We start from the raw sequence: 17,361 nt of genomic DNA on the forward strand, positions 1-17,361 counted from the left end.
TTACACCAGCAACATTTCATCAAGCGCCGCACCGACTGGCACGATGGGGTACACGTTTTCTTCGCGTTCTACCACCACGTCGATAAAGGCAGGGTTGGGCGAAGCCAGGGCCTTTTCGAGCACGGCCCGCATGTCCTCAGCCTTTTCAATGCGATAGCCCTCGGCCCCATAGGCCTCGGCCAGCTTCACAAAGTCGGGCTGGGCTTCCATGTTGGTGGAACTGTAGTTGTTGTTGTAAAAGAGCTCCTGCCACTGGCGCACCATGCCCAGATAGCGGTTGTTCAGAATGATGACCTTGATGGGCAGCTTGTTGCTCACCACTGTTGCCAGTTCCTGAATATTCATCTGCAACGAGCCGTCGCCCGCCACTGCAATGACTTTCTTGTCGGGGAAGGCAAACTGCGCGCCCACAGAGGCGGGAAAGCCATACCCCATGGTTCCGAGACCACCGCTGGTCAGCAGGGTGCGCGGCTTGGTGAATGAATAGAACTGGGCCACCCACATCTGGTGCTGGCCCACCTCGGTGGCAATGATGGCATCGCCCCCGGTAATGTCGTACAGGGCTTCAATGACAGCCTGCGGCTTGATATTGCCGTTATCCTGATAGCACAGGGGCTTGCTCGACTTCCACTCGGCCACGGCGGCAATCCACGCGGCGTGCTCGCCAGCCCAGTCCTTGTTTTCAAGCTTGGCGTCGCAGATTTCGCTAATGCCCTCCAGAGCCAGGCGGCAATCACCCACCACAGGAACCTGCACCTCCACGTTTTTGCGAATGGAGGTGGGGTCGATATCGATGTGCACAATGCGGGCCTTGGGCGCAAAAGCCGCCAGCCTGCCGGTTACGCGGTCGTCAAAGCGCGCGCCCACGCACATGAGCACGTCGCAGTTGTTGATGGCCAGGTTTGCCGCATAGGTGCCGTGCATGCCCACCATGCCGAGCCACAGGGGATCGGTGGCGGGGAAGCCCCCAAGCCCCATGAGCGTGCAGGTAACGGGAATCTGCAGTTTGCGGGCGAGGCTGGTGAGGGCCTCGGCCGCATTGGACATGATTACCCCGCCGCCAGCCAGAATAACCGGCCGTTCAGCCTTGGCCAGTTCTTCCACCGAGCGGCGCAACTGGTTGAGGTTGGGCTTGTAGGTGGGATTGTAGCTGCGCATGTAGATGTCTTCAGGCCAGACAAATTCTGTCCGCTTCTGCATGACATCCTTGGGCAGGTCCACCAGCACCGGGCCGGGACGCCCCGACCGGGCAAGATAAAAGGCCTGGCGGATGGTAAGCGCCAGTTTGGTGATGTCCTTTACCAGAAAGTTGTGCTTGGTGCAGGGCCGGGTAATACCCACAATATCCACTTCCTGAAAGGCGTCGTTGCCAATCAGCTGGGTAGGAACCTGCCCGGTAAAAATCACCAGCGGTATTGAATCGGAATAGGCCGTGGCTATGCCCGTGACCGTGTTGGTGGCGCCTGGGCCAGAGGTAACCAGACATACGCCGGTCTTACCTGAGGCACGGGCATAGCCGTCAGCCGCGTGCACAGCTCCTTGCTCGTGCCGTACTAGCACATGGCGTAGTTCCGGGTGGCGCGGTAGTTCGTCGTAAATGTCAATGACCGCACCGCCGGGATACCCGAACAGCACATCCACGCCCTCTCGCTTCATGGACTCAAGGAGAATCTGCGCACCAGTACATTCCATGTCCGACTCCTTAAAAAAAGCCCGGCTATCCTTGTTTCTTCAGACGATCCAGAACAGCCATGAGCTGGGTTTTGCCTTCGAGCTTCTGCTTTTTCAATTGCTTGAGCGTCTGCTCTTCGGTTGGCGAGCGAAAAGCCTTGGTTTCAAGCTTTTCGACCTGCTTTTCGTAGAGCACATGATCTTCCCAAAGGGATTTCAGCTCCGGATCAGTGGCAGCATACGTTTCCAGAAGTTTCAGTTCTTGCTGATCCATAAGAAATCTCCATTGTTAGATGTTCATAGGCTTATGCCTGCGCATCAACTGAGGCTTTTACCCTGGTGGATAGCCCTGCATGAGCCCGCCCGACCTTTGCCAGCGGTGCCGCATGACATGGGTTCATCCCCTTGGCGCGGATTCTCAGAATATCCGCATGGAGCAACTTACAAATCCTTATAGCCCGGCCCTTGCTAATGAAGGGTCATGGCATACTGTGCCAGCGAGGCCACAACAATTCGGTTAAACAGCTCAATGGCCAGCAACACCACCACGGGCGAAAAATCCATGCCGCTCGTGTAGGTGAAGGGCAGCCATTTGCGTACACGGTAAAATACGGGTTCGGTCATGGTGCGCAGGGCGCGCACTATGGGATTATACGGATCGGGGCGCACCCACGTAAGCAGGGCCGCGATGATAACAATCCAGAAATAAAGGCTGAGCAGCGACCCAAGCACCAGGGCAACGGCACTCAGGGTATTGGCAAGAACAATCATGAGCCCTCCAGCGTGGCTTTCTTTTTTATTCGCACAGGGTTGGCCTAAAGGCCGGAAACAGGCGGCAACACTGCATCAAGCGCATTGTGCAGGGCAGTGTAGTCTGCAGCCGTAATCTCACCCCGTAGCGGGCCGCCGTTAAATGCGGCAAATATTACACCCGCCCCTCTGGCAGCCTCTTTGTCGTGCTCGCTGTCGCCAACAAACAGCACGTTTTGCGGAGGGCACTGCCATACGGCACATATGTGCCGCGTACCCTCGGCTGAAGGCTTTGGTGCGGCTGTATCCGCCGCGACCACAGGATTAAAATAGGAGGGCAGGGAAAAAATGTCCAGAACCGTTTGTATTCCATCGAGCTTTCGGTTGGTGTGCACGGCCATGCGCACCCCCCTGCTTCGCAGGTTGTCAATAAAGCTCATAAATCCGGGTTGTAAACGAAGCATGGGCACGATATCGCGATGGTAAACCACTTCGTTTCTTGTCACATAATCGATTTCGTGGTGCAGGTGCGGCGGCACTATGTGCAGCAACGCCTGACGCGATGTGGCCATGAAGCTGTAAGCTTCCTGCTCCTGGGTCATGGGCGGCAGCCCAAAATAGGCCAGTACCCGGTTGTAATAGATGTTGTTTGCCGAACGCGAGTCGATCATCACGCCGTCGCAGTCAAAAATAACGCCTGCGATACCGCGGGGAAACAAGGCCTGAGCGTTGAACGGCTGCGCCATTTCTGTCACGCCTCGACCCTCCAGGTTATCCACACGCGCTCAGCATCCAGCGGCGGCTGGCCGGTGGGCCGGGTGTGGCCAAGCACCTTCCAGCCCGGGGCGCGGGTTTCCACCGCAACGGCCCTGGCCGCTGCGCCCGCAAGAAGCCCCTGCCTGTTCGGGGCCGGGACAAAATCAAACAGATCAAGCAGATCTTCACGCATGGGGTCTTCAATAATCAGGGGGGAGTCTGCGGGCACAAAGTAGAGTGCATTGGCCGTCACCAGACGCCACGGCGGCACAAGGCCCGCATCCAGCGCTATGGGCGCGCTAAGACGCACCAGATCACCCGTGAGGGCGTCGGGCGCAAGCCCGTCCAAGTCTTCGTCGGCATCCACGCCAAGGGCGGCGGTGAGCCCGCCCGCCGTGTTGGCGAAACAGGCCGTAAGTTCAGCCAGATCAGCCAGTCTTTCCTCTTGCAGCCAGGTCCACAGCAGGGTTTTTTGCGCCTGGCTGAGCGCCAGCTGTTCCTTGCGGGCAGCCTCTGCCGCAAGCGCGGCTGCTGTGTTGCCGTCCGAATTATCCAGCCCCTTGATCAGGGCCATTTCGGAGGCGCGACGCGCGGCGCGCGAATTGCCAGCGGCGGCAGCAGCCCCAACCGGCAAGCCGGAAAGAGCAGCGTCGCCCATCTGTTGCAGGTCGCCAAGGCAAGCCTGGGCCTCGCGCGGCGAAAAAGGATATTTATCCGGGCAGAAATAATCGGCGGGTGCATCGGGCAAGCCAGGCCAAAGGCGCAAAGCCCCGCTCCACTGGGGGGCTGATCCTGTCCCGTCGATCGGGGCATGATCGGGTTGCGCGGGCGTTTCAAACGCGTGCGAAGGCAGTGGGCCGCGAAGCAATGGCAAAAGAATGGGGGAACTTTCTGTCATCATACTTCCTTTTGAGTCCTTAAGCATAGCCAGAGGAAGCCCGAAGCGCAAGCCACAGTGGGCCGGAGCAAAAGTTTTTTGCCCCGTCACGCACCGGGCGAGGATCATGACAGGTATCATATTGTCAGGTGCGGTTTATTGACATATATACACGCCAGCAAAGCCGCCGATTGGGCGGTGCGCAGATATTTATCACAAGCCGTTCCACGGCTCAGAAGGAGTAGAAAGATATGGAACAGGGCACCATCCGCCTGAAGACAGGCCTTGCTGAAATGCTCAAAGGCGGCGTGATCATGGACGTCACCACTCCCGAACAGGCTAAAATCGCCGAAGCAGCGGGAGCTTGCGCAGTCATGGCCCTGGAACGCGTACCCGCCGACATTCGCGCCGCAGGCGGCGTGGCCCGCATGGCCGACCCCACCATCGTCAAGCGTATCATGGAAGTGGTGAGCATTCCCGTCATGGCCAAGGCCCGTATCGGCCACTTTGTTGAAGCCCGTATTCTTGAGGCCATGGGTGCGGACTATATCGACGAAAGCGAAGTGCTCACCCCCGCCGATGACAAATATCATATCGACAAGCGCGACTTTACCGTGCCTTTTGTGTGCGGTTGCCGCAACCTGGGCGAAGCCCTGCGCCGCATCGCCGAAGGCGCTGCCATGATCCGCACCAAGGGTGAACCCGGCACCGGCAACGTGGTTGAAGCCGTGCGCCACTGCCGCCAGGTGATGGACGATGTGCGCAAGCTGTGCAGCCTGCCCGAAGCCGAAGTTGCCAACTACGCCAAGGAAATCGGCGCTCCCCTTGAAGTGTGCTACGCCGTGCGCAAGGAAGGCCGCCTGCCCGTGGTGAACTTTGCCGCTGGTGGCATTGCCACCCCCGCCGACGCCGCCATGATGATGCACCTCGGCTGCGACGGCGTGTTCGTCGGCTCCGGCATCTTCAAGTCTGGCGACCCCGCCAAGCGCGCCAAGGCCATTGTGCAGGCCGTGACCAACTACAACGATTTCGCCATGCTTGCCGAAATCTCGCGCGATCTGGGCGAACCCATGGTGGGCATTGAAATCTCCACCATTCCTTCTGCCGAGCGCATGCAGGAACGGGGTTGGTAATGTCTGGACTTTGTGTAGGCGTTCTGGCTCTTCAGGGAGCCTTTCGCGAGCATGTGGCCGCTGTTGCCCGCCTGGGCGCAACGGCCCGCGAGGTGCGCCAGCTCAAGGATATTGATGGCATCGACGCCCTGATTATTCCCGGCGGCGAAAGCACCACCATGGGCAAGCTGCTTAACGAATGGAACATGCTTGAGCCCCTGCGCCAGCGCATACTCGACGGCATGCCTGTTTATGGCAGTTGCGCCGGGCTGATTCTGCTGTGTCGCGAAATTGAAAACTCGGACCAACCCCGCCTGGGCGTGCTAGACGCAACCGTGCGCCGCAACGCTTTTGGCAGGCAGGTGGACAGCTTTGAAACCGATCTGACCATACCCGAGATTGGGGCCGACCCCATCCCGGCGGTTTTCATCCGCGCGCCAGTGATCACCGGCGTAGGTGCGGGCGTAACCGTGCTGGCAGAAGTAAACGGTCAGGCTGTAGCCGTGCGCCAGAACAACATTCTGGCCACGTCCTTCCACCCCGAGCTCACGCCAGACACACGCATGCACAGCTACTTTCTGTCTTTTTGCGGCAAATAGCCGCAAGCTGAACAGATAGAGACAATAAAGCCCATCCCGCAAGCGGGGTGGGCTTTTTCATTTGAAGCACCCGTCGCCCCTTCTGCCCCCCCTGCCCTCCACAAATTTGCCGCCAACATGACGCACAAATTCACCTGCGCGTCACCGTAACGCAAACCTGCAAGTTCATGATGCCCCAAGAGCAACAGTTCAACCATCGGAGCAATCCCGGAGGAGGCAGACCATGGACAACATGCACACTTTGCAGCGTCTACAGGGTGAACTGAACGAAGAAATGCACCGTCTCACCCAGCTGCGCGACGTTTTTCAGGCGCAGCACTGCGCGGACGAACTGGACGCAGCCAGCCATCTTGAGGCGGCCCACATAGCCCATTGCAGCGCCCGCCGCAGCTCGCAGCGCATTCAGGAACTCCAGAGCCTTGTGAGCCTGCTGCGTCACGGCGGCCCGCGCCGCTGTGAGGAATGCGGCGAAGAAATTCCCCTTGCCCGTCTTATGGCCGCGCCGGGAGCAACCCGTTGCTGCGAATGCCAGCAAAATATCGAAAACGACATGCAGATAGGCATGATCCAGATGAAGAAAACACAGTTTTCCAACGAATGCTGCGCTGAATACTGCTAGTGCACCCTGCGCGACAGTAACCCACAAACAGCTTTCGCAGAATCGGAACCCGCCAGCAAGGCGCATGCAACGCGTGCGCCCTGGCCCAAGCACAGGAGAATCCACATGCCCGGCAATGCAGACACCTTATCCCTTGCGCCTGGCCGCCCGCTGGTCAGAAGTGTTGGGCGGCTGGCCCGCGCCATGGCCCGCCAGATTTCGGGCTTTGCCCGGCTGGGAAAAATGGCCTACACGCTTCCCCAGTGCGGCGACCCCCAAACCTTTGCTACGGCCTGCCTCACGGCCCTTGATGTAATCCCCGAGTGCCTGCGTGGCGACCTGGGTCGCATCCCCGCCGAAGGCCCGGTCATTCTTTTTGCCAACCACCCTTCCGGCGCGCTGGAAGGGTTGATGATGGCCGCCCTGTGCGGCAGGGCGCGGCCCGATCTCAAAATCCTCGCCAGTGCCGCTCTCTTGCGTATTCCGCAGATTGCCCAGCTGGCTCCCATGCTGCTGCCGCTCGACCTTTCTGGCGGCGCGGTATCCAACGCAGCTGTGCTGCGCAGCGCCATGAACCACCTGCGCAAGGGCGGTGCCCTGGGTATTTTTCCTGCTGGCGAGGTGGCTCGCTGGCACTTTGGGCGTGGCATTGCCGAGCAGCCCTGGTCGCGCCTGCTCAGCAGGCTCACTGGCCGCAATTCGGACGTTCCCGGCCTGAACTTTGTGCCCCTGCACATGTCTGTGCGCTACAACCCCCTGTTTATCGCTGCCACCATGCTGCGCGACAATCTGGGCGAGGCGCTTCTGCCCCACACATTGTTCAGGCAGCGTGGCAGCAACGCACGCATGATCGTGGGCGAGGCCATTGCCGCAGATACTCTGACCGGCCTGACCCACGAACAGCGCACCCACTGCCTTGGTCTGTGCCGCTCTGCCCTTGGCTCCGAAGTTCACACAGAACGCCGCGCCGAGCAGTGCGCGCCGCTGGCCACGGCAGCGGAAAAAATGGACATCATGGTCAGCCTGGCCGCCCTGCCGGAAGACCGCCTGCTGGCTCGCGAAGGTCGCTATGCCGTGTATCTTGTGGAAGGTGACGAATCTCCTCTGTTGCTCGACGAACTGACCAGAAGGCGCGAGGAGGCGTTCCGCGCTTTGGGCGAAGGCTCTGGCCAGTCGCGCGATACAGACTGCTACGACCCGCAGTATTCGCACCTGTTGCTGCTGGACGAGGAAGGCAAAAGCATCGCCGGATCATACCGCGCCCGCGTTGTCCGCCCCGAAGACACCCGGCACTGTTCAAAAAAACACCTCTACACAGCCTCTCTCTTTGACTACGAGCCGGAATTTTTCCAGCAGTGCGGCAATGCGCTGGAATTGGGCCGCGCCTTTGTTTGCCCCGAATACCAGCGCGACTACACCCCCCTGCTCCTGCTGTGGAAGGGCATTGGCCAGCTGGCCCTGCGCAACAGGGTGCGTACCCTGTTTGGCCCCGCCAGCATCGGTCTGAATTACCGCCAGCAGTCTGTGGACCTGTTGTGGCGGCATCTGCGGCTGCGTCACTGGGATGCGCCGCTGGCCACCCTTGTGCGCGGCAAGCACCCCCGCAGACTGCGTGAAGAACTGCCCTTTGCCCAGCACCTCGACTACAAGGCCGTCAACAACCTGGTGCGGCAAATGGAAGGTGGACGCACCCTGCCCATACTTTTCAAGCATTATCTGCAACTGGGCGGACGCATTGCCGCCTTTCACGAAGATCGCACCTTTGGCACACTCGACGCACTGCTGGTGGTTGACCTGCTCAACGCCCCCGACAAGCAGTTGCGCCGCTATGTGGGCGAGGAAGGCATGCGCAGGTTGCGTAACAGTTCCGCGCCAGTCTAGCTTGCGGCTGTGACCGCCTTTTTGTGGCAGTACGCCGCAGACAGAGGCTGATAAAAACGACTTTTCATGGACCCGGCATAAACACCCTGCAATCAGCCGTCCCTCACGGCAGGGGGGGGCCCCCCCCCCCCCCCGCGGCGCCCCCCCCCCCCCCCCGGGGGGGGGGCCCCCCTTCTGCATGTGATGCTGCATATTCCACAGCGCTGCCTGCAACAAAAAAGGAGGCCCCTTGGGGCCTCCTTATCACGTTCAGTCTACCAGCTCTGCCAGCTTTAAAAGCCGGGCTCCTTGTCCTCTGTACGCAGGAAAGGCAGATAGGTGGGGTCTGTGCCCATAATGTGCTGCACCAGCCAATCCTTGAGGAAGGTCAGCAGATCCATGCTTACCGTGGCAGTACCCATGCGCAGCTGCTCTTCCACTTCATCCAGCTTGGCGACGAATTTTTTGTGTATCTGCATGTGTTCTGCGGCGGCCTTGTAGGCGGGCACGTTGAACAGCTTTTCTTCGTCACCGAAGTGCGTAGCCGTGTAGTCGCGCAGTTTTTTGAGCACTGCAATCATCTCAGAGATGGGCTTGTTGTGCGTCATGGCCTGATGGAGCTCGTTGATGTAGTCGATGAGCAGCTTGTGTTCCCTGTCCACCAGCGGCACATGCAGAGCAAGCTTGGGCGTCCATTCCACAAACCTGTTCGAGGTGGCCTGATCATAATCGCCTGCCACCAGGGCGTTGACGATCATGTCCAGTTCTTCCATGCCGCTCTGAAAGGCCAGCAGCGACGCGGTGAAGACTTCCATGTTTTTGGAGGTCTTTTCTGCCGCGCCGCGAATCTCCTCAAGGGCTCCATTGGTTCCCGCGCTACGCTCGGACTGCTCTACCGCGCCGGAGGCAATACTGCCAAGGTGGTCTGCCGTGTCGGCCATGCTCTGCAGAATGGTGCGCATTACCGAACCGGCATTGGTGGCCTTGTCTGCCGCATCCACGCTCAGCTGGGCGGCGCTGTCCACGGTCAGCACATTGCGGCGGGTTTCTTCCTGAATGGCTTTGACGGCTTCTTCCACTTCCTTGGTGGCGCCCATGGTCTTTTCAGCCAGTTTGCGCACCTCGTCGGCCACTACGGCAAAGCCGCGCCCGGCCTCGCCCGCGCGGGCTGCCTCGATGGCGGCGTTAAGGGCCAGCAGGTTGGTCTGGTCGGCCACCTCGTTGATGACACTCATGACCTGACCGATATTGCTGGCTTTTTCACCCAGACCAGCCATGGCTTCCTTGAGCTGCACAATGGTATCGCGCACCCTGTCAATGGAACCCACGGCGCCCACAACTTCCTGCTCGCCCGTGGTCGCGCTGGCGCTGGAACTCTGGGCACTTTCTGAAAGCTCTCGCACACGCAGCGATGCAAGACTGGCAGTGTCGGCCACCTGTTCCATGGCGGCGCTGGTGTGTTCAAGCCTGTCGCGCTGCACGGCCACACTGCCGTTCACGTCCTTGATCAGGCTTGCAAGCTTGCGCATGTCGCCAGAGAGCCTGTTGCACACGTCATGGGCCTTGTTCAGGGCTATAACGCCCTTTTCACGCCTCTTGCGCAGGGTTTCGACCAGGGTTTCAGATTCCTTGAGCTTCTGGTCAAGCTCGTTGTTACGCGCCTGCAATGTCGCAACAACCTGAGGATCAACCTTGGCTTTCAGCGTATCGCGCAGGGTATCGATGCACAGCACAGCCCGCAGTTCCACCTCGGCCTCGCCAGAAGGCGATGAAGCCCCCGGCCTCGGGCTGGCAAGCGGCGCTGCACCAAGGCACTGTTCCAGGCGTGCCGTCCGGTTGCGCCTGCTCACCCACAGCCACATATCCACTGCCGCACAAACAAAAGCAATGCTGGCAACAAGCCAGCCAATGCCCTGTATGCCCCCCAGCAAGGCAAGACCTGCCAGAGCGACAATTATTATTACCTGAAGCGCAATGCCCATATATGCCTACCTTACTTTAACTTGCCTATCGGCTTTTTTCTCTCTACCCTTACCCTTAATAGTTGTAAATCTCACATACTTGGCCGGAGGATAATTATGGAACAGCTTGATTGCCGGGGGCTTGCCTGCCCCCAGCCGGTGATACGCAGCCGCGATGCCGTGACGGGCGGCGCTCGGGCACTTGAAGTGCTGGTGGATAATGAGCCTGCGCGTGAAAACGTGCGGCGCTTTTTTGAAGGGCGCGGCTTTTGTGTTGCTGCAAATCAGGAAGGCCCCGACTGCTGGCGCATAAGCGCCACTGCAGATGGTGAGGCCCCCGCCCCGCAGCAGACACCGCAGGCCGCGCCCGCAGCAGAAGGCAACAGCCGTACTCTGGTGCTCATAACCACAGAAACCATTGGCCGTGGCGACGACGTGCTGGGCGGCAAGCTTATGGGCAACTTTCTGGGCACCCTGCCAGAGCTGGGCTCACGTCTGTGGCGCATTGTGCTCATCAACGGCGGCGTGAAACTGGCATCATGCCCCGGACCCGCCCTCGATGCGCTGAAAAAGCTGGAGGCTGAAGGCGTTTCGGTGCTGGTTTGCGGCACATGCCTTGCACACTTTGGCCTGCTGGAAGCCAAGGCCGTGGGCGACACCTCAAACATGCTTGATATTGTCACCAGCCTTGATCTGGCGGGCAAGGTCATCCGTCCCTGAGGCATCGATCCTCGGGCATGGTCTGCCCACAAACGCAAAAAGCGGCATGGACCCTGTCCACGCCGCTTTTTGCGTTATTGTAGTTCCAGAAACCTCAGCAGGACCGCCAATGGAGGCAGTTCAGACTTCCGGAATCGTCTGTTCCGCTACAGGGCAGCCTTGTAGATGCTGGCCACGGCCGCATCGGTCATGGTGCGGGGGTTGGTGAGGCCGCAGGCGTCCTTCTGGGCGTTGGCGGTCATGGTAGGAATGTCGGATTCACGCACTTCCTTGCCATACTTTTTGCCAAGAGCGATCAGGCCGTCAGGAATGCCCACGTCCTTGGAAAGAATGTTGATGGCGGTGATGGCCTTGCGCGAGGCTTCGTCGGCGCTGATGCCCTGGGTCAGTTCGCCCAGCAGCTGGGCAATGCGGCCAAAACGGCGGCGGCTGGAGATGCGGTTGTATTCGCACACATGGGGCAGCAGAATGGCATTGCATTCGCCGTGGGGCAGGTCATAGAAGCCACCCAGCTGGTGGGCCATGGCGTGCACGTGGCCAAGGCTGGCGTTGTTGAAGGCCATACCGGCCAGATACTGGGCGTAGCACATGCCTTCGCGGGCTTCCTTGTCGCGGCCGTTGGCAACGGCGCGGCGCAGGTAGCGGTTGATGTATTCCATGGCTTTTTCAGCGCAGGCGTCGGTCATGGGCGTGGCGGCGGTAGAAACATAGGCTTCTACGGCATGGGTCAGAGCATCCATGCCCGTAGCGGCGGTAAGCGCCGGGGGCATGCCCATCATCAGAACCGGGTCATCGATGGCAACACTGGGGGTGCAGCGCCAGTCAACAATGGCCATCTTAACCTTGCGCGAGGTGTCGGTGATGATGCAGAAACGCGTCATTTCCGAGGCCGTACCAGCGGTGGTATTTACTGCAACATAAGGGGGGAAGGGCTTTTTGGACTTGTCCACGCCTTCGTAGTCATGGATCTTGCCGCCGTTGCCAGCGAGAAAGCCCACGCCCTTGCCGCAGTCGTGCGAGCTACCGCCACCAAGGGTAACAATGCTGTCACACTTTTCCTTTTTGTATACTTCAAAGGCTTCGGCAACGTTGTTGTCAGTGGGGTTGGGGATGGTTTTGTCGTATATGGCGTACTTCATCTTGGCGGCATCAAGAATATCGGTGATCACTTTAAGGATACCGGCATTCACGATGCCCTGGTCGGTCACAACCAGGGGCTTGGCACCGCCAATGCTTTTCAGACGAACAGGAATCTCTTTAGAACATCCCTCACCCACCAAAGTGACGTTGGGGATAAAGAACGAGGTGATCTGACCCATATGCATGCTCTTAAGATCTGTACTCATTCGTGACTCCTTTTGTTATACAGGGGCACATCAGTATGAAATAGCCCTGTGGTAAGTAAGAATTACTCCTGTGGTAAAAAATATCCCATATAAAATGCCAATGCAAGCATATCAGTGCAATTGTTTAGTTCTTTTTTTCTCTACATATTCACATTTGTAAGTTATTTTTTGCACAAGCTTTTGCATCGCAAGAGGCGTATATACACAGAATACCTTTGATTGATTGAACACACAATGCTCTCGATTTAATCAAAACCGTGATATAACAGGATTGTTGCACGCCAGCCTTTTTTATCCACCCCAAAAACGAAAAAGCCACCGCCAAAAGTTACCTTTCGTCGGTGGCCTGAAGAAGGGAACCGCGTCGTTCCCATACTTCGCATGTATGGCGGGTCAGGGCCCGTCAGCGGCGGCAAGCGCCGTAGTTGCAATGAGAGGTTGTGAATTCGTGCCCCAGATACAAACTGCCCAATTTTCTTTAAATACAGACTGTTAGATAGCTAAGTAGCATTTTTCGCGGGCTTTGACCAGCCATAAAAAAATTTTTTATCCGTTAAAATGCACCGGGTTCGCGCATCTTCCCTGGCCGGCACATGCGGCTCAATCGACGCAGATATTCTTTGCGTTTATCCAGATAGAAAGCCAGCGGACGGGAAAAATTGCGGCCCAGCAGGCCGTCCACCAGCATCTGGCTGACCTCGCGCTCACGGGTAAGCACAAGCTGGGCCCGCGCGAGCACGTTGCGGTCGGCCTCTGGCATGGTTCTGGCGATCTGGCGAAAGGCATCCTGGGCACGCGGCTGGTAAAACCAGATATACATGAGGTCGAGGGCATTGATGATAAAGGCCCGCTCGACTTCCTTGCCCATCACACCACCGCTGCCCTGCAAGCCCCCAGGCTTGGCCAGCTTGATAAGCGCATCTTCGTCGGGAAACAGCAGTTCAAGGCGGGTATAACAGTCAAAAACGTTGGTCAGCTTGCTGCGGTAGTCCCACCGCCGCATGCGCAGGTTCACCTGGCTGTCGGCATAACCTTCAATAATGGCCGCTACGGTGTCCGATGCCGTTTTGGAAATAACGGCGGCACTGGGCACCAGATACATGGCAGGATTATCCACCCCCAGAAGAAAGGCTGCCTGGTACAGTACCCAGTTGTACAGCGACGAGATGGGGATGGCCATGATGCTGCGAAAGAGGTTTCCGATGGCCGCTTCCTTGGGAAAGCCGCGAAATACGTTGTGGGCGCACAGGTATATGCCGTTCACAAGACTGAGCACGCCGAAGACCACCCAGGGATTCTGGGCTGCGGTAATGCCAAGGGTTCTGTCGAGCAGCACCACACGCACCAGCATTTCGAGCAGCAGCACTGAAAACCCTGTAAACATGAGCGAATCGCACAAACGGCTTACATTTACCTGATCGCGCCAGTGTATGAGTGTGGAGCGCGTGGCCCCCTTGGCCGCCATGACCATCTGCACCACGTTGCGCACACCCGTGATGCCAAACCATATAAACGTGCCAAACCAGGCCAGAAACCACCAGTTCTGGGTGTACATGAACGAAAAAAACGCGGGGCAAAAGCCCAGCAGCACCTTGAGGCAGTTGCCAATGGTGCTGTTGAGATAGGCCGTGCCCAGAGGCACGTTTTCCTTTTCCGTGGGCTTGGCCACCAGACCGTTGCCGCTCGTAAGGCTCAGACCGCCCAGATTGAGCACGTTGCCCTTGCCGCATACCCTGAAATCCACACTGGCGGTTTTCCACACCGTATGGCGTTCCATGCCCAGATGGCGGCAACCCGGCAGAGGACTGAGCACCCTCAGGGCGCGCTGCCAGGGCGATGGATTGCGCGGCTTGATATAGCGCACGCATTCCTCAACGGGTGAGCACACGGGGATATCGGGCTGTTTCTGGTCACGGGCGTAAAACTTGCGGCTACGCGCGGGCAGGGTTTCGCGCAGAACAAAGCCCATGCCGTAAGAATCGCGGCTCACAGAGCTTGTGCCAAGACGCGACCCCAGAGGCTTGTTGCGGTAGTGTTCCCACAATTTCGGTACGTTGTGCAGAATATGTCGAAACTTGGCCGCCCGCGTCTCGTCCTGGTTGTCCATGCGCCGCACCATGAGGCGGATCATCTGCTTTACACGCGGGCCAAGTCCTTCGTTGAGCGCCTGCTGCAACTCGCTGATGGCCTTGAGGCTGGCGTGCTTGCCTTCCATCCAGCCGCGCATGTTGAAAATTTCCAGATGGCTGATACTGCCCTGACTGTCCCATAAAAGTTCGGCCACGTCTTCCACGCTCAGGCCCTTGGTGGTGAGCACAAGCCGGTAACCAGGGTTGAGGTCGGCCAGTTCACGGGTCAACTCGCCCACAGAAAGCTGCATGAGCGGAGGCAGCTCGCTGTATGTGCAGGGGTTGGTGAGATCGGGCATTTCCGGGTGCTCCACGGGAGAAAGCCAGTGGTCGGCAATGTATTCTGCGCCCAGGTTTTCCAGAAATACCAGCTCGGCTGCAGCCTCGTCGCCGCCGCGTTCCTGCAACAGGGCTGCCCGCTGTCGCAGAGAGGGCAGCACATGGTGGTGCAAGGCTTCCGCAAGGTGCAGGCCAGAGGCCTGCCCACGGCCCACATGCCGCAAAAAATCCTCGCCGGGCATTTCCGGCACGGGCACTTCCCACTGCGCCTCAAGCTGTGGACGCTGGTACTCGTTCCACAAAGCCAGACTTTCGAGCACGCGCTCGCGCCGCCAGCGCAGAACCTCGCGGCCACGCTTCATGAGCTCGGCCATCTTGGGGCTGTGCAAAAATTCCAGAAAATCTTCGTTGGAGCTGAAACCGCGGGGAATCCAGAACAGACTGATGAAACGCCCGTAGAACGGCAGGTGAAATTCCAGCCCGATACGCACGCCAATGCCAGTAATTTCTGCCGCACGCAGTATTTCGCGCGCAGCTTCTGGCTGCACCCAGTATTCGTAGGCAACAGTAAGGGAACGCATGCCCTTGATCCAGGCATCCATAATCAGGTGCGTGGGCGTTTTACGGCCCTTGGTGTTGGCATCGTAAACGTGGTCGTCAAATGCCAGCTGGTTCCAGCTTTCAGGCATTTCGGGCAGGTGGTAACGGGCGAGCATGCGCCGCACCACGCGTGGGGTTCCCTGCACGGTACGCCGAAAATCGTGGGCCAGTTTGAGCTGCTCAAGCTGGTCGCCGTGGGCGCGCACCATACTTTTCATGATCTGCATGAGCGCGCGCGCCGTGTTGCGTCGCAGGGCAGAATGCGCGCTGTTGAGCACTTCGTCGTACAGGGTCTTGAGAGCAAGCAGACGATCACGTGCCTGGGTGCGCCCTGCCTGCAGGTTGCGCAGCAGGTTGATGACCGCATATGCCATGCGTGAAACAGGCGTTGCCACCAGTTCCTTGATGCCGTGGGGGTGCAGACTGGGGTCAAACAGGAAGGTGTCCGACTGTTTGCCATCGGATTCCAGAATACGGTTCACCAGAGCCAGTATATCTCTGTCCTGCTTGTCAAAATAGATACCTTGCGACTTGGCACACACGGCGTAACTCCTTTCTGCCGTTTCCCATACACGTTTTGGGGAAAGACCGGCAACGAACTGCATTTACACCACATTCTGTCTTTGGGCAAACAAAGGCCCAAAAATTATGCGCCTCTGGCTTGCCAGCCATATCGCCAGACAGATTGTGATGAAATGAACAGTCCTAGTATTTATCGTTACTTAACCTGTGGCAAGGGCTTCGTCAAACAGAGCTTTTTCCTTAGCTGGCGAATAAAGCCCAAAAAGGCATACTGCCCTGCCCCTTGCACCAGGCTACCCTGCGGCTATTTTATATCTTGTTGTAACATTTAATAAAATTTTAAATTCGGCATATAATTGTTTTAAAAATCACAATCGAAGGTCAGAACGAAAATTTTTTCGCCTCCCCCCTACCAAATAGCAGGCCCGGCCCACAAAAATGGGCCGGGCCTGATCAGAAAGATTGCGGCAAGAGGCTAAAAGGCCTTTGTACCAAATATGGTGTCGAAAAACGATTTTTCCTTGGATGAGGGGTCAACCCAGGCCAGAACCTCGCGCCCCATGTCCCAGGCCAACGAACGGGCAATAAAGCCCGAGGGATCGCCAGGGTTACGCTCGCGTATGGAGAAAAGATAAAAATCGTGCACCTGGCGTGCTTCCATCATGCCGCCCTGGGCCATTGACCACAGCAGCGTGCCGGAACGGGCGTCGTACACCTCGATCGCCAGCGACATGGAGCTGGAACCACCGCTGCCACCATCCATATAATGATTGATGTAGCCGCCCACGACCATTTCCGCCCCTTTCTGGCGGGCAAGGGCAATGGCGCGCGAAGGTTCAAAAGGTGCGCCCTGCGGGGCGTATTCCAAAGCCTGAAAAGCGTTGAGCGAAAGCCATACCTGCCAAACCTGACGGGAGAGCATTTCGCTGAAGCTCACGGGGTTGGCTATCTGCTGGGTGGCGCGCAGGGGAACGAACAGGGCACGGGGCCGACGCCCCAGCACAGATTGCGGGGCCACGTAAATCGCCGGGGGCTGGCGACGCACAAAATTGTTTATCTGCACCTGAAAGGGCGTGCCAAAATTGCCGGTCACGTTGACGGTCTGGTAGCTGTCATCGTGGGGTGTGGCGCAACCGCCCAGCAGTATCACCACAACCAGCGATGCCACCAGTGCCGCGCGTCTGCACATACGCAAGCCCCTGCCGTTGCCCGAGCGTTCATTATGAAGAATCATTGCGTTTTCTCCGAGGCCAGACATGACTTTTGCATGGAATCGAGCAGCTTCTGCCTGGCCTGCGACAAACTTTCGTACAGATCCCGGCGTTTTTCTGCCGGAATTCTGCAAAAGGTGGTCTGCCTGGTCATAAGCACAAGATTGCGCATTTCCTGCCCTAGCTGCGCCAGGTGGCGCGACTCCGCTTCTGCCAGCGCACCGCTCCGTCCAGCCAGTTCCGCCAGGTGCCCAAGGTCTTCGGCCTGAGCGCGGATGGAGTCCGGCTTTATGATTGCGCCATATTTACGACAATTGCGAAATTCATGCCAGAATTGCGCAATCCTTCGCCAGAAGCGGGCCATGGCTAT

Annotated in this window: 16 protein-coding genes; 5 read left to right on the top strand and 11 right to left on the bottom strand. The window is 58.3% G+C overall.

Annotation, left to right across the window (positions count from 1 at the left end):
- From ilvB to F8N36_RS10885, 5 genes are all read right to left on the bottom strand, one after another.
- On the bottom strand, positions 1-1,692 hold the full coding sequence (gene ilvB / locus F8N36_RS10865; RefSeq protein WP_291332834.1) for a biosynthetic-type acetolactate synthase large subunit: 1,692 nt from the start codon (positions 1,690-1,692) through the stop codon (positions 1-3).
- Between the two features lie 25 nt (positions 1,693-1,717).
- The gene (locus tag F8N36_RS10870) at positions 1,718-1,945 is read right to left on the bottom strand and encodes a DUF465 domain-containing protein (RefSeq protein WP_291332835.1); all 228 of its coding nucleotides are present in this window, start codon (positions 1,943-1,945) and stop codon (positions 1,718-1,720) included.
- A 194-nt stretch (positions 1,946-2,139) separates the two neighbouring features.
- Positions 2,140-2,442 (bottom strand): YggT family protein, encoded by a 303-nt coding sequence (locus F8N36_RS10875; protein ID WP_291332836.1) that lies wholly within the window; start codon positions 2,440-2,442, stop codon positions 2,140-2,142.
- A 44-nt stretch (positions 2,443-2,486) separates the two neighbouring features.
- A complete protein-coding gene (locus tag F8N36_RS10880; RefSeq protein ID WP_291333076.1) occupies positions 2,487-3,167 on the bottom strand; it encodes an HAD family hydrolase in 681 nt (226 codons plus the stop codon).
- 5 nt (positions 3,168-3,172) lie between these two features.
- Positions 3,173-3,925 carry a hypothetical protein gene (locus F8N36_RS10885; RefSeq protein WP_291332837.1) on the bottom strand — a complete coding sequence of 251 codons (753 nt, stop codon included), beginning with the start codon at positions 3,923-3,925 and terminating at the stop codon, positions 3,173-3,175.
- Positions 3,926-4,305: 380 nt separating this feature from the next.
- On the opposite strand from F8N36_RS10885, the gene pdxS reads away from it, so the two are divergent.
- Together pdxS and pdxT are read left to right on the top strand one after the other, a co-directional pair.
- Positions 4,306-5,187 (top strand): pyridoxal 5'-phosphate synthase lyase subunit PdxS, encoded by an 882-nt coding sequence (pdxS, locus tag F8N36_RS10890; RefSeq protein ID WP_192113958.1) that lies wholly within the window; start codon positions 4,306-4,308, stop codon positions 5,185-5,187.
- Positions 5,187-5,765: a pyridoxal 5'-phosphate synthase glutaminase subunit PdxT gene (gene pdxT, locus F8N36_RS10895; protein WP_291332838.1), complete on the top strand. Its 579-nt coding sequence runs from the start codon at positions 5,187-5,189 to the stop codon at positions 5,763-5,765. The genes pdxS and pdxT overlap by 1 nt, the downstream gene beginning before the upstream one ends.
- Here the strand turns inward: pdxT and F8N36_RS10900 are convergent.
- Positions 5,738-5,962 (bottom strand): hypothetical protein, encoded by a 225-nt coding sequence (locus tag F8N36_RS10900; protein WP_291332839.1) that lies wholly within the window; start codon positions 5,960-5,962, stop codon positions 5,738-5,740. The two genes, pdxT and F8N36_RS10900, sit on opposite strands and share 28 nt — an antisense overlap.
- A 26-nt stretch (positions 5,963-5,988) precedes the next feature.
- Between F8N36_RS10900 and F8N36_RS10905 the strand changes: the two genes are divergently transcribed.
- The gene (locus F8N36_RS10905; RefSeq protein WP_291332840.1) at positions 5,989-6,384 is read left to right on the top strand and encodes a TraR/DksA C4-type zinc finger protein; all 396 of its coding nucleotides are present in this window, start codon (positions 5,989-5,991) and stop codon (positions 6,382-6,384) included.
- A 105-nt stretch (positions 6,385-6,489) separates the two neighbouring features.
- A complete protein-coding gene (locus F8N36_RS10910) occupies positions 6,490-8,244 on the top strand; it encodes a GNAT family N-acyltransferase (protein WP_291332841.1) in 1,755 nt (584 codons plus the stop codon).
- A gap of 272 nt (positions 8,245-8,516) precedes the next feature.
- Here the strand turns inward: F8N36_RS10910 and F8N36_RS10915 are convergent, their stop codons facing one another.
- Entirely contained in the window at positions 8,517-10,205 is a 1,689-nt protein-coding gene (locus tag F8N36_RS10915; RefSeq protein WP_291332842.1) for a bacteriohemerythrin, read from the bottom strand.
- 96 nt (positions 10,206-10,301) lie between these two features.
- On the opposite strand from F8N36_RS10915, the gene yedF reads away from it, so the two are divergent.
- A complete protein-coding gene (gene yedF / locus F8N36_RS10920) occupies positions 10,302-10,904 on the top strand; it encodes a sulfurtransferase-like selenium metabolism protein YedF (RefSeq protein ID WP_291332843.1) in 603 nt (200 codons plus the stop codon).
- Positions 10,905-11,050: 146 nt separating this feature from the next.
- Here the strand turns inward: yedF and F8N36_RS10925 are convergent, their stop codons facing one another.
- The 4 genes from F8N36_RS10925 to F8N36_RS10940 form a co-directional block, all read right to left on the bottom strand.
- Entirely contained in the window at positions 11,051-12,250 is a 1,200-nt protein-coding gene (locus F8N36_RS10925; RefSeq protein ID WP_291332844.1) for an iron-containing alcohol dehydrogenase, read from the bottom strand.
- A gap of 553 nt (positions 12,251-12,803) precedes the next feature.
- Positions 12,804-15,800 (bottom strand): hypothetical protein, encoded by a 2,997-nt coding sequence (locus F8N36_RS10930; protein WP_291332845.1) that lies wholly within the window; start codon positions 15,798-15,800, stop codon positions 12,804-12,806.
- Positions 15,801-16,255: 455 nt separating this feature from the next.
- Positions 16,256-17,014 (bottom strand): hypothetical protein, encoded by a 759-nt coding sequence (locus tag F8N36_RS10935; RefSeq protein WP_291332846.1) that lies wholly within the window; start codon positions 17,012-17,014, stop codon positions 16,256-16,258.
- On the bottom strand, positions 17,011-17,355 hold the full coding sequence (locus F8N36_RS10940; protein WP_291332847.1) for a hypothetical protein: 345 nt from the start codon (positions 17,353-17,355) through the stop codon (positions 17,011-17,013). The genes F8N36_RS10935 and F8N36_RS10940 overlap by 4 nt, the downstream gene beginning before the upstream one ends.
- Positions 17,356-17,361 lie beyond the last annotated feature (6 nt).

This window comes from Desulfovibrio sp. (assembly GCF_009712225.1).
GTDB lineage: Bacteria > Desulfobacterota > Desulfovibrionia > Desulfovibrionales > Desulfovibrionaceae > Desulfovibrio.